At 40.2% G+C, this 23,984-nt stretch carries 28 protein-coding genes; 27 read left to right on the top strand and 1 reads right to left on the bottom strand.

Annotation, left to right across the window (positions count from 1 at the left end):
- Nucleotides 1–327: 327 nt before the first annotated feature.
- From C1A12_RS12860 to C1A12_RS12850, 3 genes are all read left to right on the top strand, one after another.
- Nucleotides 328–2,904: a vitamin B12-dependent ribonucleotide reductase gene (locus C1A12_RS12860; protein ID WP_101844266.1), complete on the top strand. Its 2,577-nt coding sequence runs from the start codon at nucleotides 328–330 to the stop codon at nucleotides 2,902–2,904.
- Between the two features lie 187 nt (nucleotides 2,905–3,091).
- Nucleotides 3,092–3,529: a transcriptional regulator MntR gene (gene mntR, locus C1A12_RS12855; RefSeq protein WP_101844265.1), complete on the top strand. Its 438-nt coding sequence runs from the start codon at nucleotides 3,092–3,094 to the stop codon at nucleotides 3,527–3,529.
- A gap of 86 nt (nucleotides 3,530–3,615) precedes the next feature.
- A complete protein-coding gene (locus C1A12_RS12850) occupies nucleotides 3,616–4,503 on the top strand; it encodes a patatin-like phospholipase family protein (RefSeq protein ID WP_101844264.1) in 888 nt (295 codons plus the stop codon).
- Between the two features lie 15 nt (nucleotides 4,504–4,518).
- On the opposite strand, the gene C1A12_RS21605 is transcribed toward C1A12_RS12850, so the two are convergent.
- The gene (locus C1A12_RS21605; protein ID WP_101844263.1) at nucleotides 4,519–4,917 is read right to left on the bottom strand and encodes an SA1362 family protein; all 399 of its coding nucleotides are present in this window, start codon (nucleotides 4,915–4,917) and stop codon (nucleotides 4,519–4,521) included.
- 305 nt (nucleotides 4,918–5,222) lie between these two features.
- Between C1A12_RS21605 and C1A12_RS12840 the strand changes: the two genes are divergently transcribed.
- From C1A12_RS12840 to ahrC, 24 genes are all read left to right on the top strand, one after another.
- A complete protein-coding gene (locus tag C1A12_RS12840) occupies nucleotides 5,223–5,717 on the top strand; it encodes a YqhR family membrane protein (RefSeq protein ID WP_101844262.1) in 495 nt (164 codons plus the stop codon).
- Nucleotides 5,718–5,779: 62 nt separating this feature from the next.
- Nucleotides 5,780–6,223, top strand: coding sequence for a type II 3-dehydroquinate dehydratase (gene aroQ / locus C1A12_RS12835; RefSeq protein ID WP_101844261.1), 444 nt, complete (start codon nucleotides 5,780–5,782; stop codon nucleotides 6,221–6,223).
- 16 nt (nucleotides 6,224–6,239) lie between these two features.
- Nucleotides 6,240–7,301, top strand: a complete 1,062-nt coding sequence (locus C1A12_RS12830) for a Xaa-Pro peptidase family protein (RefSeq protein WP_101844260.1) — start codon at nucleotides 6,240–6,242, stop codon at nucleotides 7,299–7,301.
- Nucleotides 7,302–7,313: 12 nt separating this feature from the next.
- Nucleotides 7,314–7,871, top strand: coding sequence for an elongation factor P (gene efp / locus C1A12_RS12825; RefSeq protein WP_101844259.1), 558 nt, complete (start codon nucleotides 7,314–7,316; stop codon nucleotides 7,869–7,871).
- Between the two features lie 215 nt (nucleotides 7,872–8,086).
- Nucleotides 8,087–9,064 (top strand): stage III sporulation protein AA, encoded by a 978-nt coding sequence (gene spoIIIAA, locus C1A12_RS12820; protein WP_101844258.1) that lies wholly within the window; start codon nucleotides 8,087–8,089, stop codon nucleotides 9,062–9,064.
- Nucleotides 9,009–9,518, top strand: coding sequence for a stage III sporulation protein SpoIIIAB (gene spoIIIAB, locus C1A12_RS12815; RefSeq protein WP_101844257.1), 510 nt, complete (start codon nucleotides 9,009–9,011; stop codon nucleotides 9,516–9,518). The genes spoIIIAA and spoIIIAB overlap by 56 nt, the downstream gene beginning before the upstream one ends.
- 18 nt (nucleotides 9,519–9,536) lie before the next feature.
- Nucleotides 9,537–9,743 carry a stage III sporulation protein AC gene (spoIIIAC, locus tag C1A12_RS12810; RefSeq protein ID WP_101844256.1) on the top strand — a complete coding sequence of 69 codons (207 nt, stop codon included), beginning with the start codon at nucleotides 9,537–9,539 and terminating at the stop codon, nucleotides 9,741–9,743.
- A 6-nt stretch (nucleotides 9,744–9,749) separates the two neighbouring features.
- The gene (gene spoIIIAD, locus C1A12_RS12805) at nucleotides 9,750–10,148 is read left to right on the top strand and encodes a stage III sporulation protein AD (protein ID WP_101844255.1); all 399 of its coding nucleotides are present in this window, start codon (nucleotides 9,750–9,752) and stop codon (nucleotides 10,146–10,148) included.
- A 15-nt stretch (nucleotides 10,149–10,163) separates the two neighbouring features.
- Nucleotides 10,164–11,327: a stage III sporulation protein AE gene (spoIIIAE, locus tag C1A12_RS12800; protein ID WP_101844254.1), complete on the top strand. Its 1,164-nt coding sequence runs from the start codon at nucleotides 10,164–10,166 to the stop codon at nucleotides 11,325–11,327.
- A 12-nt stretch (nucleotides 11,328–11,339) separates the two neighbouring features.
- Nucleotides 11,340–11,948 (top strand): stage III sporulation protein AF, encoded by a 609-nt coding sequence (gene spoIIIAF / locus C1A12_RS12795; RefSeq protein WP_101844253.1) that lies wholly within the window; start codon nucleotides 11,340–11,342, stop codon nucleotides 11,946–11,948.
- On the top strand, nucleotides 11,941–12,552 hold the full coding sequence (gene spoIIIAG / locus C1A12_RS12790) for a stage III sporulation protein AG (protein ID WP_101844252.1): 612 nt from the start codon (nucleotides 11,941–11,943) through the stop codon (nucleotides 12,550–12,552). Before spoIIIAF ends, spoIIIAG begins: the two co-directional genes overlap by 8 nt.
- 12 nt (nucleotides 12,553–12,564) lie before the next feature.
- Nucleotides 12,565–13,101 carry a SpoIIIAH-like family protein gene (locus C1A12_RS12785; RefSeq protein ID WP_101844251.1) on the top strand — a complete coding sequence of 179 codons (537 nt, stop codon included), beginning with the start codon at nucleotides 12,565–12,567 and terminating at the stop codon, nucleotides 13,099–13,101.
- Nucleotides 13,102–13,307: 206 nt separating this feature from the next.
- Nucleotides 13,308–13,802, top strand: coding sequence for an acetyl-CoA carboxylase biotin carboxyl carrier protein (gene accB, locus C1A12_RS12780; RefSeq protein ID WP_101844250.1), 495 nt, complete (start codon nucleotides 13,308–13,310; stop codon nucleotides 13,800–13,802).
- 17 nt (nucleotides 13,803–13,819) lie between these two features.
- Nucleotides 13,820–15,175 carry an acetyl-CoA carboxylase biotin carboxylase subunit gene (gene accC / locus C1A12_RS12775; RefSeq protein WP_101844249.1) on the top strand — a complete coding sequence of 452 codons (1,356 nt, stop codon included), beginning with the start codon at nucleotides 13,820–13,822 and terminating at the stop codon, nucleotides 15,173–15,175.
- Between the two features lie 17 nt (nucleotides 15,176–15,192).
- A complete protein-coding gene (locus C1A12_RS12770; RefSeq protein ID WP_101844248.1) occupies nucleotides 15,193–15,591 on the top strand; it encodes an Asp23/Gls24 family envelope stress response protein in 399 nt (132 codons plus the stop codon).
- Nucleotides 15,592–15,708: 117 nt separating this feature from the next.
- Complete coding sequence (gene nusB / locus C1A12_RS12765) at nucleotides 15,709–16,089, top strand: transcription antitermination factor NusB (RefSeq protein WP_101844247.1); 381 nt, start codon at nucleotides 15,709–15,711, stop codon at nucleotides 16,087–16,089.
- 16 nt (nucleotides 16,090–16,105) lie between these two features.
- On the top strand, nucleotides 16,106–16,957 hold the full coding sequence (gene folD / locus C1A12_RS12760) for a bifunctional methylenetetrahydrofolate dehydrogenase/methenyltetrahydrofolate cyclohydrolase FolD (protein WP_101844246.1): 852 nt from the start codon (nucleotides 16,106–16,108) through the stop codon (nucleotides 16,955–16,957).
- Nucleotides 16,958–16,969: 12 nt separating this feature from the next.
- Entirely contained in the window at nucleotides 16,970–18,316 is a 1,347-nt protein-coding gene (gene xseA / locus C1A12_RS12755) for an exodeoxyribonuclease VII large subunit (RefSeq protein WP_101844245.1), read from the top strand.
- Complete coding sequence (locus C1A12_RS12750) at nucleotides 18,316–18,552, top strand: exodeoxyribonuclease VII small subunit (protein WP_101844244.1); 237 nt, start codon at nucleotides 18,316–18,318, stop codon at nucleotides 18,550–18,552. Before xseA ends, C1A12_RS12750 begins: the two co-directional genes overlap by 1 nt.
- A complete protein-coding gene (locus tag C1A12_RS12745) occupies nucleotides 18,549–19,433 on the top strand; it encodes a polyprenyl synthetase family protein (protein ID WP_235001619.1) in 885 nt (294 codons plus the stop codon). The genes C1A12_RS12750 and C1A12_RS12745 overlap by 4 nt, the downstream gene beginning before the upstream one ends.
- A 702-nt stretch (nucleotides 19,434–20,135) precedes the next feature.
- Nucleotides 20,136–20,732: a hypothetical protein gene (locus C1A12_RS12740; protein WP_101844243.1), complete on the top strand. Its 597-nt coding sequence runs from the start codon at nucleotides 20,136–20,138 to the stop codon at nucleotides 20,730–20,732.
- A 19-nt stretch (nucleotides 20,733–20,751) separates the two neighbouring features.
- The gene (dxs, locus tag C1A12_RS12735; RefSeq protein WP_101844242.1) at nucleotides 20,752–22,641 is read left to right on the top strand and encodes a 1-deoxy-D-xylulose-5-phosphate synthase; all 1,890 of its coding nucleotides are present in this window, start codon (nucleotides 20,752–20,754) and stop codon (nucleotides 22,639–22,641) included.
- A gap of 1 nt (nucleotide 22,642) precedes the next feature.
- Nucleotides 22,643–23,461, top strand: coding sequence for a TlyA family RNA methyltransferase (locus tag C1A12_RS12730; protein WP_101844241.1), 819 nt, complete (start codon nucleotides 22,643–22,645; stop codon nucleotides 23,459–23,461).
- 63 nt (nucleotides 23,462–23,524) lie between these two features.
- Entirely contained in the window at nucleotides 23,525–23,974 is a 450-nt protein-coding gene (gene ahrC, locus C1A12_RS12725; protein ID WP_101844240.1) for a transcriptional regulator AhrC/ArgR, read from the top strand.
- The last annotated feature ends 10 nt before the right edge of the window (nucleotides 23,975–23,984 follow it).

The following is a 23,984-nucleotide window of genomic DNA, read 5'->3' as shown; positions in this document are numbered from 1 at the left end:
TTGGTAATATTTTATGATAGAGAAGCTTTTTCAAAAAGATTTTGTCGAAACTTCACAAGTTTCACAATGCAAATGATAAAAAAAGTGGTTTTTTAAGTTCAGAAAGGTATTTTCTTCAGATATCTTCTGATCACTTAGAATATTGCACGATTTTTAAATTGACAAACTTCTACATATTTGTTCAAAACCACAATATATAGAAATATTTTTTGTTTTGAGTACAATATATTGATTAAAAATTCTTGTATGTGGTATGTTACATATAGTTAATCATTTTAGAAGTTATTGGACATGCCTCAGGAAGCATGATTGAAGGGAGAGGTTTGCATGCAAGTGACGTCCACAACAAATGACGCTAATGCAAAAATCAATGTAGTACGGTTAAACGAGGACATTCGTCAATTTGACCAGGTTCATGAAATAACCCCAAATATGCATATTACACACAGCGGTGTTTCGAGATTAGTAATGCTTGACCGCTATGCATTCAAGGACACAGAGAAATTAACCTTAGCAGAAGGTGATTTTGTCGTCTTAACGGTGAAGGACGATCCTAAGTTTCCGGCTAGAGGATATGGTTTCATTCAATCAATTGACTGGCAGACTCATAAAGCAGTTGTAAAAGTGGAGCCTGATTTTGTCAACGTTCTTGATAGTGAAGAAGAACGAGAGTCAGGATTAATTACACGCAGCTTAGACACGATAGATAAACCACTTGAAGTATATTATGAACAAATAGCGTTAAGAAATGCCACAGGGTTATCTGCTGTAGAATCGAATGAGGAGACACGTCGGCAGAGTTTTGAAGATTTTTACGAGGAACTCTCTGATTTAAACTTTATTCCTGCAGGAAGGGTTCTCTATGGCGCAGGGTCAAACACAGATGTTACCTACTTTAATTGTTATGTCATGCCATACATCCAGGATTCTCGTGAAGGGATTTCTGATCACCGTAAACAAGTGATGGAAATCATGTCCCGAGGCGGAGGAGTTGGAACAAATGGTTCAACTTTAAGACCTAGAAATACGTTAGCACGTGGGGTTAACGGGAAATCTTCCGGTTCTGTATCCTGGCTTGATGATATTGCTAAGCTGACTCACTTAGTTGAACAGGGTGGGTCAAGACGCGGGGCCCAAATGATTATGTTAGCTGACTGGCATCCGGACATTGTAGAATTTATTATCTCTAAAATGCAAAACCCGAGAATATTACGTTATTTAATTGAAAACACAGAAGATGAACAGATTAAAGAACTAGCAAAAGAAAAGCTCAAATTTACTCCGCTAACTGAAACAGAACGCGACTTATACCAGAGTGTGGTTAACTATAAAGCCATGCCCGGCCAAGGTGGTTTTACCGAAAGCAGCATTCGTGAAGCGGAAGAGAAACTTCACACTGGAGGAACTTACACAGTAAATAACCCTGAATTTTTAACCGGTGCAAATATTTCTGTGTGTATTACCAAAGAATTTATGGATGCTGTCGAAAATAATGAAGATTATCGTCTGCGTTTTCCTGATGTGGAATCTTACACCCAAGAAGAAATGAAGCTTTACAACGCTGAGTGGCAGGAGAGTGGAGATGTTCGCGAATGGGAAAAAAGAGGACTGGCTGTGCGTACATACCGCACAGTAAAAGCAGCAGAATTATGGAAACTGATTAATATCTGTGCCACTTATTCAGCTGAGCCTGGCATTTTCTTTATCGATAATGCAAACGAAAAAACGAATGCCAGTGCTTACGGGCAAAAAGTGGTAGCAACGAATCCATGTGGTGAACAGCCGCTGGCACCATTCTCTGTCTGTAATCTGGCCGCTGTAAATTTGGCATCTGTAGCGGACAAAGAAGCTAAGCGGGTTGATTTTGATAAGCTGAGAAAAACAGTAGCTACCGGAGTGCGTATGCAGGACAATGTCATCGATGCTACTCCATATTTCCTTGAAGAGAATAAAAAGCAGGCTCTTGGTGAAAGGCGTGTCGGCCTGGGAGTAATGGGATTACATGACTTGCTGATTTATTGTGAAACGGAATATGGATCCACAGAAGGGAATCAGCTCGTTGATGAGATTTTTGAAGTGATCGCTACAACAGCTTACCGTTCTTCCATTGAGTTAGCGAAAGAGAAAGGAAGTTTTCCTTTCCTTATCGGACAGACCGATGAAGAGACGAAACAATTACGAGAGAATTTTGTTAACACAGGGTACATGAAGGATATGCCTGAAGACATTAGGGAAGGAGTCCGCCAATACGGAATTAGAAACTCCCACTTGCTTACAGTAGCTCCAACCGGAAGCACGGGAACAATGGTTGGCGTAAGCACAGGACTCGAACCATATTTTTCTTTCTCTTATTATCGAAGCGGCCGTCTTGGTAAATTTATTGAAGTAAAAGCTGATATTGTTAAAGAATATCTAGAAAGAAATCCGGAGCAGGATGCTGACCAACTTCCTGAATGGTTTATTACAGCTATGACAATGACTCCAGAAGCCCACGCAGATACGCAATGCGTCATTCAACGCTGGGTGGACAGCTCTATTTCCAAGACCGTAAATGCACCTAGAGGGTATTCTGTTGAACAAGTAGAGAAAGTGTACCAAAGATTGTATCATGGCGGCGCAAAAGGCGGCACAGTATACGTTGACGGAAGCCGTGACAGTCAGGTGCTGACATTGAAAGCAGAAGAAAATGCGTTTGATGGAGAACAGACTGAATTTGAATTTGAAGAAGATAAGAAACCTCACGTTGTATTAATGGATACTGTGCACGAACTCGAAAAAACGAATGTAACTATCGGATCAGAGGTAGGGGATACATGCCCTGTCTGCCGTAAAGGAACTGTAGAGGACATTGGAGGATGTAATACTTGTACCAATTGTAATGCCCAGTTAAAATGCGGGTTATAATATAGTGAAGAGGTACTTGCGTTTTCGCAAGTACCTTTTTAAAATCGAGAAAAAACAAGCACTGAGCTGCAGGAGTCTGTCTGCGTTAACTCTGGGTGACTTCTCACCTTCCTTGTCATCCAAAGGAAACTAGTGTATCATTTTCATGAAAAGAACTACAGACCACTAGCTATATTGGGGGTTTAAGATGCCAACGCCAAGTATGGAAGATTATATTGAACAAATATACATATTAATTGAAGATAAAGGGTATGCACGTGTATCGGATATAGCTGAGAATCTGCAAGTCCACCCATCTTCTGTGACAAAGATGGTCCAGAAGCTGGATCGGGACCAATATTTGAATTACGAGAAATATCGAGGATTGATACTTACACCCAAAGGAAAAAAAGTAGGGAAAAGGCTAGTGTACCGGCACGAACTGCTCGAACAGTTTCTGGAGATCATTGGAGTAGAGAATGACAAAATATATGAAGATGTTGAGGGAATTGAGCACCATTTAAGCTGGGATTCAATAGACAGGATCGGAGACCTGGTTCAATATTTTGAAGAAGATAAGAGCCGTGTTTCCAGTCTGAGAGAAGTTCAACAGAAAAATGAAGAACAAAATAACGAAGAAATTTAAAGGCGTTTATTATTGACGCCTTTTTTTCATGTTCACTGTTCTAGAAAATCCGCGTTTCTTCTATATATAAGTGTGGGGGGATGCGTATGAATATAGATGGTGTATTCTCTGGAGGTGGAGTGAAAGCACTTGCTTTTATCGGAGCTTTAGAAGTGCTTGAAGAAAATAATTACCAATTTGAAAGAGTAGCAGGTACTTCTGCTGGAGCTATTGTAGCTTCCTTGAAAGCTGCAGGCTATGAAGCAAAAGACTTAAATGTCATTCTGGATGAACTCTCCTTTGAGAAGCTCATTGATCAGCCTCTTAGTGATCAGATTTTTCCTTTTTCTAAATGGTTATTTCTATATTTTAGAATGGGTTTGTATAAAGGGATAAGATTAGAGCAGTTATTAGCAAAATGGTTAGGGAAGAAAAACATTCGTACATTCGGCGACCTGCCAAAAGGAAGCTTAAAAGTAATTTGTTCGGATCTTACTTTAGGCAGGATGGTTGTTATTCCAGATGACTTAAAAGAGGTTTATGGAATCGATCCAAGAACTTTTTCAGTGGCGAAGGCGGTGAGGATCAGTGCTAGTCTTCCTTATTTTTTTATACCGGTAAAACTTCACGGCAAGAAAGGGAAATCTTTATTGGTAGACGGAGGAGTGTTAAGCAACTTTCCAATCTGGTTATTTGAAAATGAGCACGGGAGGAGAAAACGTCCCATTATCGGAATGCAGCTGAGTGATCCTCCTGATCAACTGCCTGAGCGGAAAATAAAAAATTCGATCCAGATGTTTCAAGCTTTATTCAGTACGATGAAACAGGCTCATGATGCGCGTTATATATCTACCACAAAAAGCCGTGACATTATTTTTATACCAGTAGAAGGAGTTGAAACGACTGATTTCTATATTAGTCCTGTCCAAAAGGAGAAGCTCCTGAATATCGGAAGAGAACAGGCGGTAACTTTTCTGAAAAGATGGTCAAAATAAAAGATCGAGCCTTTATTAAAACGAGGCACGATCTTTTTTATTATTCTTATTCCCTTCAATTACTCTTAAATGAGAGGGCTGCTTACGTTTTGATTTCTTCTTTTGTAAAGAAGTAGATTTTGAAGCTGCAGCGTTAGTTTTGGCAGCTTTGACCGGCTTCGGTGCTTTGTATTTTTGCTTTGATTGCTTCACAGCCTGTTTGTATTTTCTCATCTCATTCCTGTTCGCTCCTGAACCTATGCGATTGCGAAGGAAGAAGAAATAAATAGCCCCGTAAATAAGGACAGCGATCCCAATCATCATCACAATAGAGGATAGAAAACTGGAAGTGTTAGTGAATAGTTGTACCCCAACATAAAATACAGCCAGGGCAATAAGTGTATAAATTACGGGAGTCACCCAGTTCCTCGTCATAGTATGTTCCTCCTTTATTTAGATTCAATTAAGGATGTTCTTACTCTTTGTATACCACTTTAGTGCTTCTGATTATCATAATTTAACATATTATTTTGAGACGTTGATTTAACCAGCTCTTTAAATTCTTTCCAAGCCCGTGTTAATTATGCATAGAAAGAGAGAATTTATCATTATTTCATTATCAGTCTTAAAACATTCTCAATTATTATTTTACAGCAATATTAAAAGTTTCACTACCATTTTTCTGCAATGAATTGGATGAAAAATGAGAAGTTGGAAAATATAAGGGTGAGGTGATGGTAATGGCAGATAAGATGAAAGATCAAAGGAAACAAGAGCCGCCGCAAAGCGTTTTAGCCAAGGCTATAACAATAGGATTTGTTTCAGGAATTTTGTGGAGTACACTTGGTGCTATTTCTTATTATTTTAGTTTTTCTGAAGTATCGGCTGCTTCATTTATCTTTAGGTCTTTTTGGTACACTAATTGGACGAGCTCTCTTTTAGCAGAGATACTGGCTGTAATTATAGTAAGTCTTTTCTCCATGTTTGTGTCATTAATTTACTATGTTACACTGAAGCGGATAAATGGAATATGGCCTGGAATCGTATTTGGAATAGCGTTATTTGCTGTGATATTTTTTGCATTAAACCCTATTTTCTCAGCGGTCCCGGCCTGGAATGAACTTACTGGTGATACTTATGTAACAAGTGTTTGTTTATATATATTATATGGAGTTTTTATTGGCTACTCAATATCCTATGAATATCAGGAATATAATCAGCATCCTGCAAAGTGAAGATATGCTCATAGTATGATAAAATAGACGAGGATATTCATTTTGTTAAAGTTGGGTGGATGATGCAGGTGCAACGATTGTTACTTCTAAACGGTCCTAATCTTAACAGACTTGGACAAAGGGAACCCGAAACATATGGAACAGATACAATAGAAGATATTATTAATAAGGTCAAAGAAGTAGCAGAAGAACACAGTTTCCAGCTGGAACACTTTCAGTCCAACCATGAAGGTGAGTTGATTGACAAACTTCACGAGACAGAAGGAGAAATATCAGGAGTAGTTTTCAACCCTGCTGCGTATACACATACGAGCGTGGCATTACGAGATGCGGTTGCCTCTATAACTGCTCCCGTAATTGAAGTCCATATTTCCAATGTTCATCAACGTGAGGAATTTCGTCACCGCTCCATGCTTGCGGCTGTTTGTGCAGGACAGGTTGTCGGTTTTGGAACGGACGGTTATCGTCTAGCCACGCTGGGCTTGATTGAAAAAATTATAAATTGAAGGGAGAGCCGTTAAAATGACTAAATTAGGCAAGTTGCGCGAAGCCCTCGGGGAGCAGGGCGTAGATGGAATAGTAATTATGTCAGATAAAAACAGACGTTATATTGCTGATTTCACTGGGACTGCAGGTGCTTTGCTAATAACTGAAGATGAAGCTCTGTTTATCACCGATTTCAGATATACTGAGCAGGCGGCTGAACAAGCTAAAGGGTTTAAAATTATTGAGCATAAAGCTGCCCTGCAGGAAGAAGTGGCGAAACAAGCCAACCAATTGAATATAACGAAGCTTGGATTTGAAAAGGATTTACTTACATACGGACAATACGATCTATTCCGTAAGCATGTAAAAGCGGAATTAATCCCCACGTCCGGATTAGTCGAGAATTTGCGCTTGATTAAGTCCGAAGATGAGCTTACTATATTAAAGGATGCTGCAAAGATTGCAGATGACGCATTTTCTCATATTCTTAATTACATAAAACCAGGGGTTAAAGAAATTGAAGTTTCAAATGAGCTTGAATTTTTTATGAGAAAACAAGGTGCGGCTTCATCCAGCTTCGATATCATTGTGGCTTCTGGACACAGATCGGCTTTACCGCATGGGGTAGCCTCTGATAAAAAGATTGAAACAGGGGAATTAATAACCCTGGATTTCGGAGCACTTTATCACGGCTATTGTTCCGATATCACTCGTACTGTTGCTGTCGGACAAATCAGTGACGAGTTGCAGGAAATCTATCAAACCGTTTTACAAGCTCAATTAAGAGGAATGAACGGTATAAGAGCCGGTATAACAGGAAAAGAAGCTGATGCCCTGACCCGTGACTACATTAAAGAAAAAGGGTACGGTGATTATTTTGGCCATTCTACAGGTCATGGAATTGGTTTAGATGTACACGAAGGCCCAGCTCTCTCTTACCGTTCGGATGTTGTACTTGAATCAGGGATGGTTGTAACAGTCGAACCTGGTATTTATGTTCCCGGGGTCGGTGGCTGCCGCATTGAAGATGACACTGTAGTGACTGAGACAGGTAATGAAACCCTGAGTCATTCACCGAAAGAATTAATTACGCTTTAAGGAGGAAGAGTTATGATTTCAGTTAATGATTTTAAAACAGGTCTTACCATCGAAGTGGATGGTGGGATATGGCAGGTAGTAGACTTTCAACACGTAAAACCGGGAAAAGGGGCTGCGTTTGTTCGTTCAAAACTGCGTAATCTACGTAATGGTAATATACAGGAAAAAACTTTTCGTGCTGGGGAAAAAGTAGAGAAAGCACATATTGAGAACCGTAAAATGCAGTATTTGTATGGTTCGGGAGACATGCACGCTTTCATGGATACTGAAACTTATGAGCAAGTTGAACTTCCTACTGCCCAGATATCGGAACAGTTGAATTATCTTAGAGAAAACATGGAAGTCCAAATTCAATCTTATGAAGGCGAGACAATTGGAGTCGAGCTTCCTAACAACGTAGAGCTTAAAGTTATTGAGACAGAGCCAGGAATTAAAGGTGATACGGCAAGTGGTGGAACGAAGCCTGCCACACTTGAGACAGGTTTAATCGTTCAAGTACCCTTCTTTATAAATGAAGGAGAAGTATTGGTAATCAATACTTCGGATGGTAAATATGTATCTCGAGCATAATTAGCATAATGGTAATAGAGTGATCCCGGTACGGGGTCACTCTTTTTTGTTGTGAAAAATACATTCAATCAGTTTGGATAAGAGGTTTGGTGAGAGTATGTTCTTCTTATTTAAAAGGCGGGCAATTAGACTTTAATCAAGCTTCCTATCAACAGTCATATATTTTAAGAGAGGACATACATATAAGATAAAGCAGGAAAAGGGGACAACCTTAGATGAAAGAAATTATGCGCTTGTTTCCTCAAGTATATACATCAGCATTATCACGACACGTCAGATGGAAAATTGTCCAGGAAATTCGGTTACGAGTGAACAAGTCGATAGAGGTCATTGATGCGAACGGTGTAAAAACTATCGCGAATACTGTCATCTCTTCAGCCGATCTATCATTTGTTCTAAATCAAGTAAGTCAATTCTCTGTTTATAAGTTTAAGGAAGAAATGAAGGAAGGATTTATCACTATCGAAGGGGGGCATCGAGTAGGATTAGCAGGTAAGGCAAACATTCAAAACAATGAAATAGATTCTTTAAAAAATATTACATTTATGAACATAAGAGTTGCCCACAATCATATAGATAATGCCAAAGAAATTTTGCCATATATTTTTGAGAATCGCAGCTGGAAAAGCACATTAATTATCGGCCCCCCTCACTCGGGTAAAACTACGGTGTTACGAAACATCTCAAGATGGGTGGGTTCAGCGAATTATCTACAGGAGGCTGCGAAAATAGGGATTGTCGACGAAAGGTCTGAGCTGGCTGCATGCCGCGAAGGGATTCCACAAATGGACGTGGGAAACCGGACCGATGTCATGGACGGCTGTCCTAAAGCCGTAGGGATGATGATGATGATTCGGTCAATGTCCCCAGATGTGTTAATAGCAGATGAAATTGGAGGAGCTGAGGACGCAGCAGCAGTAAAGGAAGCAGTTCACACAGGTGTTAAGGTAATATGCAGTGTTCACGGTCAGGATCTATCTTCTGTTAGTAAAAGGAAGGATGTTGGATATTTAGTCGAAGAACAGCTGTTTGAGCGCTATTTAGTATTGGAAAGGCTGCAAGCGAAATCTAATTATTATTTAACAGTATTAGATTTAAATGGAAAACGATTGGCGAGCGTGAAAGGGGATGGGAACAATGGAATGGTTCGGAGCCCTGATCGTGTTAGTCGCAACCACATGGGTAGGATTTGATATCGCGGCGAAGTTTAGAAAACGACCTGGGCAAATCAGACAATGGAAAAGTGCACTTCAGATGATTGAAGCTGAAATGGTTTATAGTCAATCATCCCTTTGGGAAGTTTGTGAAAAATTGTCACATATCCTTCCTCCGCCTGTAAGCTATTTTTTCTCAGGACTCGTTAAAGAGAAAGATAATTGCACAGATTTTAGTAAACTCTGGAGTTCTGAATTGAGGAAACATTGGTTTTGGAATGCAATGTCTAAGAGTGATCTTGACATACTAATTCAGTTTGGAGCGACAATAGGCCAGCACGACTTGGTGCAGCAGCAGAAACAAATAAAACTGACGACTCATCATCTAGACTTACAGCTTAACGAAGCCATTGAAAGTTCAGGTAAACATGAAAAACTGGCACGAGGTGTGGGGGTGTTAAGTGGGTTGTTAGTCGTTTTACTACTTATATGATGAGGGGGAGGGACCGTTGTGTTTCAAGACGCATCCATCCTATTTCAAATTGCGGGCATAGGAATAATCGTCGCTATGATCCATAGCATTTTGAAGCAAATGGGGAAAGAGGAAATTGCTCAGGTTGTGACGCTGACAGGGTTTATTATTGTTTTGTTTATTGTATTACACAGGCTGGCAGACTTATTTCAGCAAATTAAATCCGTTTTTTTATACCAGGGATAGAGCGCTATGGATATTGTGCAGATTGTCTCTCTAGGTCTTGTTGCAAGCCTGCTGATTATATTGTTAAAAGAACAGAAGTCTTCTATTGCATTCCTGCTATTGCTCTTCACAGTCATCTTAATATTTCTGTCTGTGATCGAGCACGTAAAGTATATATTTTCCCTTCTTCAATACATGGCAGAGAAGGCACAAGTAGAATCCGTGTACTTTAAAACAATCTTAAAAATAATCGGCATTGCGTACATTACTGAATTTGGAGCTCAGCTGATTCGCGATGCCGGACTAAATTCTTTAGCTTCAAAAGTCGAACTGGCAGGCAAACTATTTATCTTAATGCTTGCGATTCCAATCATTACAGCCTTAATTGAGACCATACTGGATTTTATACCCGGAGCCGCAGGGTAAGGATTGAGGTTTGAAATGAAAATAATACTACTTTTTTACTGCATAAGTTTGTTCTTATGGATTAATCCAGCCACCACTGAGGCATCAACTACATCTAATGATGAAGAGGTCAACTCACTGATGAATCATATCTCTACCGAAGAACTCGAGCAGAATTATGATCAGCTTCAAGATCAATATGGGGAATACATGCCGAAAGTGGATTTTAAAGATCTCAGTCAATGGGGTGAAGAAGAAAGCGCTGATGAAGGATGGCTTACTGGCATCGTATCATTTTTATTCCATGAACTTCTATCTAATGGCAAGCTTTTAGGATCGTTGTTGTTCCTGACTCTGTTCAGCACATTATTGCAAGCCATGCAGTCCTCTTTTGAAAACACAGTTGTCAGCAGAATAGCTTATATGGTTATCTATCTTGTTTTAATCGGATTAGCCTTAGAAAGCTTTGGACAAGTCATTGAATATACTTTAGGCGCTATTAATCACATGAGCAGCTTTATGATCGGTTTACTCCCTTTATTATTAGGAATCATGGCATCCTTTAGTCATCTTATGTCGATTTCTTTTTTTCATCCGATTATTGTAGCTCTCGTTCAGTCTAGTGGACTGCTGGTAAAGTTTATACTTATTCCTCTGTTTGCTTCTTCTGCTCTGCTGATGATTATGGGATCTCTAAATGAAACCTTTAAAGTTGATCAGCTAGCAGAGCTGCTGAGAAAAGCGGGGATGGCTGTTATGGGTGTCTATCTCACACTTTTTTTAGGAGTAATATCCGTACAAGGGACCGTAACAGCTGTTCAGGATGGGGTCACAATGAAAACGGCACGATTTGTTACTGGGAATTTCGTTCCCGTAGTCGGCCGTTTATTTACAGATGCTACTGACACCATATTAGGGGCCTCTCTCATATTGAAAAACACTCTGGGAATCGCAGGCGTTGTTATTCTGTTAGGGATTGCTCTTTTTCCTGCACTAAAGATTTTAGCGATTGCTCTTATTTATAAAATAGCTGCCGCTCTTCTCCAACCTGTAGGAGACGGCCCTGTTGTAACGGCTATGTCTGTAATCAGTAAGCATATGATGTATATATTTGCATCACTGCTTATGGTATCGATGATGTTTTTCTTAGTTATTGTCATCATGGTGGCAGCTAGTAATATTACAATGATGGTTCGATAAGGTGGATGAATTATGCAGGCATTTATCCAATGGATTACTGAAATTGTATTATATTTATTTTTGGCAATGGTAGCAGACGCTCTCCTTCCGTCAGGCCTTATGAAAAAGTATGCAAGGTTAGTAATGTCCATTTTATTACTGCTCGTTATTATAAATCCACTGCTTCAATTTCTAAAACTTGATCCCAACCAGATACTTAGCTCTGTTGAAAGACAAATGCAGTCCAGTATGGAAACGGAAGAGATGACGAGTGCAATAGAAGAAAAGAAAAATGAAATAATGAGTGGACAAGATGCATATACATTAAAACAGGTAGAGGAAGCAATTATCACACAGCTTAAAGAGCCAGTTAAAAAGGCGGAGAATGTAACCATTAATGAAGTCGACTTAACTTTTTTTGAGACTCCTCATTCCCTTGAGTCATTGGACAAGCTTGTGTTATTCGTGTCCTCCACAGAAGCAGCCGGGTCTGTCGAGGAAATTATTATCTCAGCATCGGATCAAGAGGAAAGAGCTGACGAGCCTCATCATGATGAGGATTCGATAAAAGAGTTAGCAGCTCAGCAGTTGGATCTAAACAAGGAACAAATAGAAATACGCTGGGAGGAAAATCATGAGTAATTGGTGGAGTAAGCTGTTAAGTCCTTTGTCATCGAAAGAGGGGCAGAAACTGAACAAGCCAAAATACTTGATCATTATAGGGTTAGTTGGTGTGATGTTCATTTTACTTAGCAACTGGTTTCAAACTCCTGACACTAGTGCCCCGCCGCCTCCATCTAATGAAAGTTCTACAGCAAAGGAAAAGGCGGATGAACCATCGCTTTCTGTAGATCACCTGGAAGAAGAGTATGAACAACAATTGAAACCTCTCCTGGAAAACATTCAAGGAGTCAGTGAGGTTGATCTAATGATTAATCTGGCCGCAACGGAGGAGAAAGTGTATGACAAAAACCTAATCATTGGAAAGCAGACAACTAAAGAAACAGATAAGAATGGAGGGGAACGGCAAATTGAGGATTATTCAAAGGAACAGCAGCTAGTATTAGTCAGGCAGGGTGATCAGGAAGTTCCACTGCTGACACAAACAAATAAACCGGATGTCAGCGGAGTGTTTGTTACAGCTAAAGGTGTTGAACAAATGAAAGTAAAAGAATGGGTGGTAGAAGCTGTATCGCGAGTGCTCGATGTTCCGAGTCACAGAGTTTCGGTTCTGCCTAAATCATAGGGAGGGTTTCACTTGGTAAAAAAACAAACGGTATGGTTGTTAACAATGTTGAGCTTACTTATTGTTTTAAGTGTGTATTATATGACTTCCCCGGATAATGGAGAAATGGCTTTTATACAGGATGAGGAATGGCAGGACATCGAAAGCGCAGAAGAAGAAGGAGCGGCGGAAGATGTAGTGAGTTCTGAGATGCCAACCGATGAATTATTTGCCTCCATTCGGTTAGAAATGCAGAATGAAAGAGATCAAAAATCTGAACAACTGTCGGAGATTGTAGCTTCAAGCGATTACTCTGCAGAAGAAAAAAATGATGCAATGGAAGAAATGGAAACTTTACAAGAAACATCTTCTAAGGAATCTATATTAGAAAATACAATTCGGGCGAGCATTCCATATGATGATGTCCTTGTCAGATCAGAAGGTGATGTTATTCAAGTCACTGTTCAAGCAGAAGAACTGACAAAGGCAGAAACGAGAGAAATTATGCAGATGGTTTCAGATGAGTTTGGTCAAAAGAGAGTAGAAGTGAAATTCCAACCAACTTCATAATTCACTAGAACCCCCTTCTCAATAGATGTGAAGGGGATTTTCTGTTTGTGTTAAAGTTTATCAAGGTGCTGCACACCACCAGGTTTTAATGGTTGATTTGAGTGAATGATACGGAAAGTTGCAGGGAAGTGGTCATCTATCGTAAAATGTTATAAGGAGTTATTAATACCAGTCATAAAGCTATATACATAAAGGGGTGCCCAACTATGTTAAAGGTTCAAGAAATACGTGAACTTATTAAATTAATTGATGAATCAGAAATTGATGAATTTTCATACGAAACCAATGGAACAAAGGTATGTATGAAGAAAAGCGGAGGACAAGTTGTAACAGAGGCTCCTGTTCAGCAGGCGCCTGCTTCAAAAGATGCAGAACCAGCGGTTAATACAGCCCCTGCTCCAAAAGAAGAAGCACCGAAAAAGGATGAGAAGATAGAATCTGAAGAGAAACAGACTGATTATGATAAAGAAATCACTTCCCCGATGGTGGGAACCTTTTATCAGTCCCCTTCACCTGATCAAGACGCCTATATTAAAGTTGGCGATCAAGTGAAAAAAGACTCAGTCGTATGTATTGTAGAAGCAATGAAGCTGTTTAATGAGATTGAGGCTGAGGTTTCCGGAGAAATTGTAGAAATCTTAGTAGAAGATGGAGAGCTCGTCGAATATGGCCAGCCATTATTTCGAGTGAAGACAGCATAGTCGGGGGGTTCAATGGCATGATAAAAAAAGTTTTGATAGCGAACCGTGGAGAAATAGCAGTTCGAATTATACGTGCATGCAAAGAAATGGGAATAGAAACAGTCGCAGTATATTCAGAAGCGGACAAAGAAGCATTACACGTGCAAATTGCTGATGAAGCTTATTGTGTAGGCCCTACTTTAAGTAAAGATAGTTACTTGAATTATACGAACATTATGAGTTTAGCTACACTTACTGAAACGGATGCTATTCATCCTGGTTATGGTTTTTTAGCGGAAAATGCAGAATTTGCAGAGATGTGTGAGGAATGTAAAATAACTTTTGTAGGTCCCTCTTCCTATGCGATTCAAAAGATGGGTACAAAAGATGTAGCAAGAGAAACTATGCGAGAAGCTGGCGTACCGGTTGTCCCTGGTTCTACAGGTATTATTAAGGATGTGGAAGAAGGAAAACAAATTGCAGAAGAGATCGGCTACCCTGTAATTATTAAAGCGACTGCCGGCGGCGGCGGAAAAGGAATTCGAGTGGCAAGAAACGAAGAGGACCTGGAAAAAGGTATTAGAGTCACTCAACAGGAAGCGGAAACTGCGTTTGGGAATCCTGGGGTTTACATTGAGAAATTCATTGAAGACTTCCGTCACGTTGAAATCCAGGTGCTTGCCGACAACCATGGGAACGCTGTTCACCTAGGAGAAAGGGATTGTTCGATTCAGCGACGCTTGCAAAAATTAATTGAAGAAACGCCTTCACCTGCTATTGACCCTGATATGCGCCAGAAAATGGGAGATGCAGCGGTAAAGGCTGCTCTGGCTGTTGATTATTCAGGAGCAGGGACTGTCGAGTTTATATATGACCAAAAGGATCAGAAATTTTACTTTATGGAGATGAATACACGGATTCAAGTGGAACACCCTGTAACGGAGATGGTTACGGGAGTCGATCTTATCAAAGAACAGTTAAAAGTAGCCAATAATGAAGAGTTAAGCTTTACACAGGAGGATATACAATTTGAAGGATGGGCGATGGAGTGCAGAATTAATGCGGAAGATCCATTTAAAAACTTTATGCCTTCAGCCGGTAAGATTGATATGTATTTACCTCCAGGCGGCCTCGGCGTTCGGGTGGATTCAGCTGCATATCCAGGATACATGATTCCTCCCTATTATGATTCGATGGTAGCTAAATTAATCACATACGGTAAAGATCGTGAAGAAGCCGTGCAAAAAATGAAAAGGGCACTTGACGAATTTGTAATCGAGGGTGTTAAAACTACTATCCCTTTCCATCAAAGAATGATGGAGCACGAAGTATTTGTGAAAGGGGATTTTAACACTAAATTCCTTGAGAAGTACACTGTTATGGAGGATGAATAATTAAGGAGTGGTCACAAGTGGACGAAAGACAATTGTTAAACGTTACAGAAGGCTCAACTCTTGGTAATGTAGAGATTGCTCCAGAAGTGATAGAAGTAATAGCCGGAATAGCTGTTTCTGAAGTGTCAGGTGTAGCAGCAATGAGAGGGAATTTTGCTACCGGTGTTGTCGAACGTCTTGGTAAAAAGAGCCATGGAAAAGGGGTCAAAGTTGAACTGGATGAAGAAGGAATCCTAATTGATGCTTATGTTGTTATGGATTACGGCATTTCAATACCGGAGACAGCTCAACAAATTCAGGATAACACCCGTCAGGCGTTAAAAAATATGACAGCTCTTGAAATTAAAGAAATTAATGTTCATGTCGTAGGTGTGCAAATGGAAGCAAGGGAAGAAGCGGCTACTGAAGAAGAGTAATGATAAAAGGCCAGCAGGGGATTCATCCTGGCTGGTCTTTTATTAATGGTGAATAGCATTTACCAATTGAAAATGTTATGATTCTATCGGATATGACTTTAAAGGAGAAAAGTATAGATGAAACGACGATTAGCAAGAGAGAAAGCATTTCAAGCGCTTTTTCAAATGGATTCAAGTGAGATTAGTGCTCATGAAGCAATCGATCATGTACTTAATGAGGGAGAATCAGACGATTTTCTGACCCAATTGGTCTTAGGTGTCCTTGAGAATAAAGAGCAAATTGATACCTGGATTGAAAGCCATCTTGAAAACTGGACGTTTGCCCGTTTAGCGCGTGTTGAGAAAACACTACTTCGAATGGCTGCATATGAAATTAAATTTAACGAAGACGTCCCTTCTCAAGTAGCAATTAACGAAGCTGTTGAGTTGGCAAAGATTTTTGGGGAAGATCAGTCTGGTAAGTTTATAAACGGTGTTTTATCAAAAATGATAAGGTAGGAAGGAAGATTATTTTATGTCAGCAGAAATTATTTACGGTAAGGAATTAGCACTCCAGATTAGGCAGGAAATGAAGGAGGAAGTAGCTGCTTTAAGTACAGAAGGCATTTACCCTAAGCTTGTCGTGATTATCGTTGGGGAAGATCCAGCTTCCCAATCCTATGTTAAAGGAAAACAGCGTGCCTCTGACAATATTGGTATGAAGTCTGATTTATTGGAGCTTCCAGCCGATACGCCTGAACAAAAACTGTTAAATATAATTAATGAGCTTAATTTAGATGATGAAGTACACGGTATATTGGTACAACTTCCTCTACCAGAGCAGATTAATGAGCAGAAAGTAATTGAAGCGATAGATCCTAAGAAAGATGTAGATGGGTTTCATCCGATTAATATTGGTAAGCTAATGACAGGTCAGGATACTTTCTACCCTTGTACCCCCTTTGGTATCCTTGTAATGTTAAAACGTGCAAACATAAAAATTGAAGGAAGTCATGTAGTAGTCGTGGGGCGCAGTAATTTAGTAGGCAAGCCTGTAGGTCAGCTGTTGCTAAACGAAAACGCTACTGTAACTTATTGTCACTCCCGTACGAGAAACATGAAAGAACTTACTAAACAAGCAGACATTCTTATCGTAGCGGTAGGTAAACCTCACATGATTAGTGGAGAAGACATTAAGGAGGGTGCAGTAGTTATTGATGTAGGGGTGAACCGTGTAGATGGTAAGCTGACAGGCGACGTGGACTTCGATTCCGCCTTAGATAAAGCCTCCTACATCACGCCCGTTCCTAAAGGGGTTGGCCCAATGACGATTACTATGCTTCTTAATAATACAATTAAAGCTGCGAAGTGGATTCATAAACAATAAGGGGACATTCAAGTGAATGATCGTTATTTAACTGTTACGGCTCTTACTAAATATATAAAAAAGAAGCTTTCATTTGATCCTCATCTTAAGGAGGTCTGGCTGCGTGGAGAAATCTCAAACTTCAAGCATCACAGCAGGGGACACATGTATCTTTCCTTAAAGGATGAAAAATCAAGAATTCAAGCAGTTATGTTCGCGGGAAATAATCGCTCACTGGCGTTCAGACCCGAAAACGGTATGAACGTTTTAGTCCGTGGTGAAATTAATGTATATGAACCGATGGGCAGCTACCAACTGTATATTCAGGATATGCAGCCTGATGGCATTGGAGCTCTCTACTTAGCGTTTGAACAGTTAAAAGAAAAGCTCCAAAAAGAAGGCTTGTTTAACGCAGAAAGGAAAAAGGAGATCCCTCTCTATCCAAAGCACATTGGGGTGGTGACTTCACCAACAGGTGCAGCAATCCGTGATATATTAACGACGCTTAAAAGAAGATATCCCATTGTTAAAGTGTCAATCCTTCCGGTACTTGTGCAGGGGAGGTCTGCAGCGAGCTCGGTTTCAAAGGCCATTGACTATGCAAATCACAATCTGGATTGTGATGTATTAATTGTAGGTAGAGGAGGAGGTTCATTAGAGGATCTCTGGGGATTTAATGAAGAAGAAGTGGCAAGAGCAATTGCCCGCTCAAATATACCTGTTATTTCAGCCGTAGGGCATGAGACAGATACAACGATAAGTGATTTCGTTGCCGATATCAGGGCAGCAACCCCTTCAGGAGCTGCAGAGCTATCAGTCCCATCTTTACTGGAATTAAAGGAAAGAGTAGATCAGTTAAGAAGAAGACTGCAAAGAGCAATGGAGGTTGAGCGGTCTGCTGCTGAAAAGCGGTTACATCAGTTAACCAAATCCTATGCTTTTAAATACCCTGAACAATTAATGAAGCAAAAGGAACAGGAACTAGATCGACTTATAGAACGAATGTCTTCTAATTTGAAATCTGTTTCACGACAGCAGAATGAACGCTTAACCTTTTTAAGAAGCCGACTCAAACAGCAGCACCCACAGGCAGAGGTAGAAGCAAAACAAAAGCAGCTTCAAGAAGTAACGAAGCAATTACAAACCCAGTTTCAGTACAGCCTGGGGACGAAAAAAGACCAATTTCGTTCAACACTTGAAAAATTGACTCTGCTAAATCCTTTAGACACCATGAAACGAGGATATGCGATACCTTATACGAATAAAGGACATGTTATTAAAAGTGTAGATCAAGTGACACGAGGGGATGAAATAACGGTAGACGTAAAGAATGGGACGCTGTGGTGTGAAATTACCGGTGTGAAAGAGGAGGAGAATTAATGAATGCAGAGCAGAACGAACTAAGTTTTGAAGAAGCAATGAATCAGCTTGAAGAACTTGTTGAAAAACTTGAAACAGGGGAAGTTCCTTTAGAGAAAGCGATCCAGTATTATCAGGATGGAATGAAGCTTTCTAAAATCTGCAATGAAAAACTAAATACAGTGGAAAAGCAAATGCAGCAAATTCTAAATGAACATGGGGAATTTGAGCCGTTCGATGTTCAGGAGGAAGAATAGTGGATAGTTTAATGGTGTTTCTTAAGAAACATAAGCAACAGATTACCATTGAATTAGAGAAATATATAATCAATAATACAAACGAAGGACGTTTACGTGACGCTATGCTGTATTCCATTCAGGCTGGCGGGAAGCGTATACGGCCGATCCTCTTGTTAGCAGTATTAGATTCATTTAAACAGGATACTAAAAAGGGGATAAGTGTGGCATGTGCTTTAGAAATGATCCATACTTATTCGTTAATTCACGATGATTTGCCAGCAATGGATAATGATGCTGTTAGAAGAGGACAGCCTACGAACCATAAGCAGTTTGATGAGGCCACCGCTATTTTAGCTGGAGATGCACTTTTAACCTTAAGTTTCCAAATTATTTCGGAATCCAAAGAGTTAACCAGTGAAGAAAAAGTGTACCTTATAAAGGAATTATCCGCAGCGAGTGGTCCTAAAGGAATGGTCGATGGTCAAATGCAGGATATGGACAGTGAGAACCAAACAATTCCTCTTGATAAGCTGGAAACTATTCATAAGTACAAGACGGGTGCCCTACTTAAATTTTCAATAATGGCGGGAGCATTTTTAGCACAAGCAAATAATCATGAAACGATTGAATTAACCCGGATGGCTGATGCTCTCGGTTTGCTGTTCCAGATTCAAGATGACATTCTGGACGTTGTTGGGGATGTAAACACGATTGGGAAACCCACTGGAAGTGATGAAGGCAATCATAAAAGTACATACCCCCAGCTTCTAGGAATGGAAGGTGCGGTTAACCAAAAAAATTACTATGCTGAAATTGCTTATAAATCTTTGGATCATGCAGGAGTAAATAACACCATTTTATCTGAATTAATAAAATATTTAAGCCAAAGAGACCGGTAAGGGTATCACAAAGTTTTATAATTGAGGAAGTTTAAAGATTGTGGTATATTTGATTTACAAAAGGAATGGTGCAGTATCCTAGTCGGCCCTCCGTTCCTGAAGGCGGGCCTAAAAATCCGCCAAAGGGCACATCGATGAAGTTCCTTGTGTCGGCTTGAGGCGCCCAGCCTTGGGTCGGTGCTGGGAGTTAAGGTCGCAGGGCGATCCACAAAGGCATGTGGGCGTTGACCCTGCTTCCGCGGAGGCCCATTCTTGTGAGAGTCTCTAAGCCGGAGACTCTTATGAAATGGGGTATGAACCTACTTTTATATGGAGTGATTCTGTATAGGTAGCGTAGCCTGCCTTGAGTGGTTTTGAGGGGATTATAGTCATGGACCTTTCAAGATTTTAGGTGGCCACTAAAATTTGAACTGGTAACTATATGAAATCAGAACTGCAAAAGAGGCTAAGGAACGGTTAAAGGCTGTCGGGGAAATCCCCTAGGCTGTTCTATGGACGTTAATTGGGAATTATAGTACGGACTGAGTGGTAATCTAGTCCAACTTTCGGAAACGGAGTTGATTCGGGTTTAAAGGGGAACCGCCAGAGTGGTGACACTCGGTATCCGAATGGGAAAACCTACTAGACCTAAGCCGTAATTTTTACTCAATTTGCGACCATTCCTTTCTACATAAGTCTTATTCTTGAATATTGAGGTTGAAAATGGACAATAAATTTAGAAAATCGCTAAAGTTTAGTTTTAGTATTGCCGTTATCACTTTTGTGTTAGCGGCTATTTTTTCAATTATATCCTCTTCTGTGTTAAGCGGAGTGGTGTGGGGAATAGGTCTTATCATTGTCCTTTTAATTGTATTTACTGGTGTTATTTTTGATATGCTAGGAATAGCTGCCACAGCTGCTTCAGAGCCTCCATTCCATGCTATGGCTGCAGAGAAGATTCCTGGAGCGAAAGAAGCAATTGTAATAGTGAGAAACGCTGACCGCTTTGCAAGTTTTTGTAACGACGTAATAGGGGATATATCTGGTATAGTGAGTGGAACGGCATCAGCCGTAGTAGTTATACAGCTGGCTAATGTATTTGGTCACTCTGATGGATCAACTGTTCAAATCACTCTGTCGGTAATATTGACCAGTATTGTTGCAGCACTAACGGTTGGCGGCAAGGCTGTCGGCAAGTTTTTTGCGATCCATTCCTCAACAAAAATTATTTTTGCAGCTGCGAGAGTGATTGCGTGGATTGAATCGAATTTGAAAATAAACATACTTTCCACTACAAAATCCACCAGAAAATCACGATGACTAATAAGGGGGTCCATTTATGGATCTGTACAAGATTAAAGATCCTTCTTTCTTGAAGGGAATGTCAATTGATCAATTAAATCAATTATCGATGGATGTCAGAAAGTTTCTAATTGAAAACTTATCTTCCACTGGAGGCCACTTAGGAGCAAATCTCGGTGTTGTTGAATTAACGCTGGCTTTACACAAAGTATTTGAAAGTCCCAAAGATCGATTTCTTTTTGATGTGGGGCATCAGTCCTATATTCATAAGATTCTTACCGGACGTGCTGAAAAATTTGACACTCTGCGGCAGTATCAAGGGTTATGCGGATTTCCAAAAAGAAATGAAAGTGAACATGACATATGGGAAACCGGACATAGCTCAACCTCATTATCGGCTGCTATGGGTATGGCAATTGCCAGGGATTTAAATGGTGAAAATCACTCCATTCTCCCTATAATTGGAGACGGAGCCTTAACAGGTGGAATGGCTCTTGAAGCCTTGAATCACATTGGTGATGAGAAAAAGAATGTAACCGTTATCTTAAATGATAATGAAATGTCAATAGCAAGAAACGTAGGTGCTCTTCATAGCGCTTTAGGACGTATGCGCAGTGCAGGTAAATATAACCGTGCGAAAGATGATTTGGAATGGCTTCTAAAACGAATTCCAGCGGTTGGGGGTAAACTTGCACAAGCTGCAGAACGTCTAAAAGACAGTATGAAGTATTTTGTGGTGCCTGGAATGTTCTTTGAAGAGCTTGGTTTCACATATTATGGTCCTGTAGACGGTCATGATTATCATGATTTACTTGAAAATTTAAATTATGCAAAAAAGACAGAAGGTCCAGTAATCATTCATGTAATTACTCAAAAAGGTAAAGGTTATCATCCAGCTGAGTCTGACCAGAAGGACAAATGGCATGGAGTTGGGCCTTATAAAATTGAGTCAGGGGAAAAAATAAAAGCAGCAGATGGACCGCCTGCCTGGAGTGAAGTTATTAGTGATACGCTTAGAAAAGAAGCACGTAATGATAAAAGGATTGTAGCTGTAACGCCTGCAATGGTTCTTGGTTCGAAGCTTGAGAAATTTCAAGCAGAGTTTCCTGACCGGCTTTATGACGTAGGAATAGCAGAACAGCATGCAACCACATTATCAGCGGGGCTGGCTTCACAAGGTATGAAGCCGTTTCTGGCGATCTATTCCACATTCCTGCAGCGGGGGTATGATCAAGTTATTCATGATGTAGCCAGGCAGAACTTAAATGTTATGTTTGGAATTGACAGGGCAGGTTTAGTCGGTGCAGATGGGGAAACACACCAGGGTGTTTTTGATATTGCCTTCCTTCGTTCTGTTCCAAACATCGTCCTAATGATGCCTAAAGATGAGAATGAAGGGCAGCATATGGTTCATACGGCTGTGCAATATAATGACGGGCCAATCGCCGTTCGTTATCCAAGAGGAAATGGACTTGGTGTGGCTATGGACGAAGAGTTAAAAACCATTCCAATTGGAAGCTGGGAAGTACTCGAAGAAGGTGAGGATGCAGTTATTCTTACTTTCGGCACGACCATCCCCCTTGCTCTTAGCGCCAGTAAACGGTTAAGAAAAGAAGGGATAACCGTACGAGTGGTAAACGCTCGTTTTATGAAGCCATTAGATGAATCTATGCTTCATGATATTATGAAAGAGAACATTCCGGTGTTAACAATAGAAGAAGCTGTTTTACAAGGAGGCTTTGGCTCAAGTGTGCTTGAGTTCAAAGAAGAGTTTAACTATAATTCATGGATTAAACGACTAGGTGTACCTGACCGGTTTATTGAACATGGCAGCGTCGGCAAGCTCTGGGAGGAGATCGGTCTGACAGAGGAAAATATAATCAGTCAAATTAAAGGAATAACTTTTACTAAACAGCAAAGGGCTTAAAATAATGGGTAAAAAAGTAAGGTTAGATGTGCTTCTCGTTGAACGAGGTCTTATCGAGACAAGAGAAAAGGCAAAACGAACGATTATGGCAGGACAGGTTTTTCAGGATCAGGTCCGGTTAGATAAACCAGGGGTTAAAGTCGATGAGAATACGGATATAACCATAAAAGGCAGACCCCTGCCGTATGTCAGTCGTGGAGGCCTTAAATTAGAAAAAGCTTTAAAGAATTTTGATCTTAACCTTCAGGATAAAGTCATGATTGATGTAGGTTCTTCTACGGGTGGATTTACAGATTGTGCTTTGCAAAACGGTGTGGCGTTAAGTTATGCGGTGGATGTTGGTTATAATCAATTAGATTGGAAACTAAGGAATCATGAACGGGTGATCGTAATGGAGAGGACAAATTTTCGTTACGTTACCCCAGAGGATTTAAAATATGGGAAACCAGAATTTGCTTCTATTGATGTTTCCTTTATTTCTTTAAAAATCATCCTTCCTGTCCTCCGTACATTACTGAAAGATAAAAGTGATATTGTGGCCTTAATTAAACCTCAATTTGAGGCAGGAAGAGAACAAGTTGGCAAGAGAGGGATTGTAAGAGACCCGGATGTGCATTTTAACGTCGTTCGGACAATTTTATCTTTTGCTTCTGAATATGGTTTTAAAGCTCAAGCCGTAACCTTTTCTCCGATAACCGGAGGAGATGGAAACATTGAGTTTCTGGCTCACTTCCAAACAGATGAAACAAAGGAACAGGCAGTGACTTCTAATGATATTAAACTTGTCATTAATGAAGCACATGCGGTTCACCAAAGATGATAATAATTAATAAAGAGGCTCATAAGCAGCCTCTTTTATTAAGGAGAAATTGGGAGGGTGATTATGAATAAAGGCCAGCGTCACATAAAGATTCGTGAATTAATTACTAATGATGACATTGAAACACAGGATGAATTAGTGGATCGGTTAAAAGGCATGGGATATAACGTAACACAGGCCACTGTGTCCAGAGATATTAAAGAACTGCACCTGGTGAAAGTTCCGATGATGGATGGACGTTATAAGTACAGTCTGCCGGCAGATCAGCGATTTAATCCTTTGGAAAAGCTAAAACGCCTGATGATGGATGCCTTCGTCAGCATTGATCGTGCAGGTCATTTTATTATCTTAAAAACCTTACCTGGAAATGCTAATGCGGTCGGTGCTTTAATTGATAACCTGGAGTGGGAAGAAATTATGGGTACCATTTGCGGAGATGACACTTGCTTAATTATTTGCAGAAGCCAAGAGCAGACTGAAGACATTAGTGACCAGCTGTTAAATATGCTATAAATTGAGGTGA

This window comes from Halobacillus sp. Marseille-P3879 (assembly GCF_900240285.1).
Taxonomy (GTDB): domain Bacteria; phylum Bacillota; class Bacilli; order Bacillales; family Halobacillaceae; genus Halobacillus_A.
Note: the sequence above shows the minus strand (reverse complement) of the source record. Positions and strands in the feature narration are given on the sequence as shown.